At 67.7% G+C, this 2,118-nt stretch carries 1 pseudogene; it reads right to left on the reverse strand.

The window, feature by feature from the left end:
• Nucleotides 1-1,867: pseudogene (locus tag ACOVRJ_RS17265) on the reverse strand (hypothetical protein); the annotation flags it as partial.
• Nucleotides 1,868-2,118 lie beyond the last annotated feature (251 nt).

Genomic DNA, 2,118 nt, shown 5'->3' on the forward strand with positions numbered 1-2,118 from the left:
GCGACTGGACACTCTCGTATCCGTAGCGAGAACCAGCTCTGTCGGGAACAGGTGCGCCGCGCGGCGTTTGGCCCGGAGGCGTAGCGTCCGATCGGGCGGACGGATCCGGCGATGATCCCGGAGCGTCGCCTGCGGCGGGAGGGCGAGACGGCGGCTCACTGCCCTGGATGGCGACGGGCGACTCGGGCCCGTTTGGCTTTGGCGCAGGAGCTGATCCGTCCGCTGGCATGACACCCCCCTCGGGCTGCAGCCGCGGACCAGGTCCACCGCCCAGCAGCCTCAGCAGCCCGTGCACGGTCGCACCCAGGGCCCCGCCCAGCGCCATGTTCATCCCCGTCTGCTCGGGCGTGTCGCCGCGCAACACGGACTGCAACCCCGCCTCGGTCATGTTGGCCAGCGCCGCGCCCGTCAGGCCTGCGCCCTGCGGCACCACCATGCTGATCAACCCCGCCTCGAGCGCATTGCGCACCTGCTGCAGGAGCGGCACCGGCTGCCCGCCCACCAGCGGCTGCGCCGCGTCCACGACGCTCTGGGTCAGCGCCGATGCCAGCCCGTTCAGAAGCATCTCGTACAGCGGCCGTTCGTCGGGCGGTTGTGGCGCACCACCCGCGGCCGCCACCAGCCCGCGCGACATCAAGCCCACGATCTCCGGCCGGCCCAGCAGATCTCTCAGCGCCTCGCCCCGGCGCACTGCTTCCTCGTGCGCAGCCTTGCGCTGCTCCGGGCTCGCGGTCGCTGGCAGCGACTGCTCCTGAGCAAGCGCATCGGCAGCGGCCTTCGATGCATCCACCACGCGGAGCACCGAGGCCTCCAACTCCGTCGGTGCAGCCGCCGGACGCTCGCCTTTCTGCGAAGGTGCCGCAACTTGCTCGGATCGGCCCACGTCGCCGGCAGCCATCTGCCCGACGCCTCGCAGCATCCCGCGTAGCGCTTCCACGCGCTCGGCAACCATCGTCTGCATCGCCCTCGGCAGGCCCTTGCCGGCCACGAAGCTCTGGAACTGCCGCAGTTGAGTGTCGATGTCGCGGATCTTGCCCTGCAGTTGCGGGTCGTTCCGGTCGAGCCCGCGGATCGCTGCCTCCAGAGAGGCAACCCTTCGGGTGAGCAGTTCCTTCTGGCCCTCTCTCAGAATCGACGTCAGCGACACGCCCGGCGGCAGATCTGGCCTGGGGCCGATGGAAGCGCCTGAGTACCAGTACGACAGGCCGTTCCAGTTGGTGGCCAGGTCCACGTCGGACCGGATCGGGTTCGAGATGTACGACTGCATCTCTTGCCGCGCCTTAGTCGCGTTTGCCTGTTGTGCCCTCGATCGCTCCGCTTGGGTCGACGTCGCCTTGGGCGGATCTTCTGCACTTTCGATCGGCTTCAGCGTCGGCGGGGGCGCAGGTTTAGTTTGCGTCTCGGGAGGAGTCACGGGTGGCGTCGTGCGCGAGGTTGGCGCGGGCCGAGCCTGAGTCGGCTCATTGGACGAGCCAGCAGTAACCGTACGCACCGCCTCTTCCACGCGCTGGCGCAGTTCCGACAACGTAGCCGGAACCGGGCCGGTTGTAACCGCTGCCACGAACGCCTTCTGTTGCTGCTCGGTGAACTGCTGGAGTTTCGAAGACACGCCCTGGCCCCAGGCACCCAGCTTGGCCAGGGTATCGGTCATCTTCTTCCACAACTCCGGAGCGTACTGCACACCCGCATTGACCGCCGCTCCCAAGATCGCCACCGCAGTGACAAAGAGGTTACCGACCGCTTCGAGAGGATTAACTTCGGATGGTACTTGCGCTAGCAGGGTCCCATTGGATCCGCCGGTTGGCAGCTGCGCCAGCATTGCCGGCGTTGTCGGTAGCTGCTTAGAATCAATTGGAGTAAGGGACATGGTCAAATCCTCTTCAACGTGGTTCTCTGGAATTCGGGGACCCCAAGCCGAGCAGCCGCAGCCCCCCCCGGGGGACTACGGACAGCCGGCCTCCCGGAGCACGGCACACCAGGCCCGATCGAACTGCCCCTTCGGCCCGACGGTACGACGGGGTGCCGTGTTCGGCGCGCAGCCTGTGCTCGCATCGGCATGCTCGGGCGCGAGCCGCGCCTTGCACCGACTGCGCAGCCGTTTGCATGCAAAGTGGCGAA

This window comes from Roseateles sp. (assembly GCF_049240545.1).
In the GTDB taxonomy this organism is placed as follows: Bacteria; Pseudomonadota; Gammaproteobacteria; order Burkholderiales; family Burkholderiaceae_C; genus Paucibacter_A.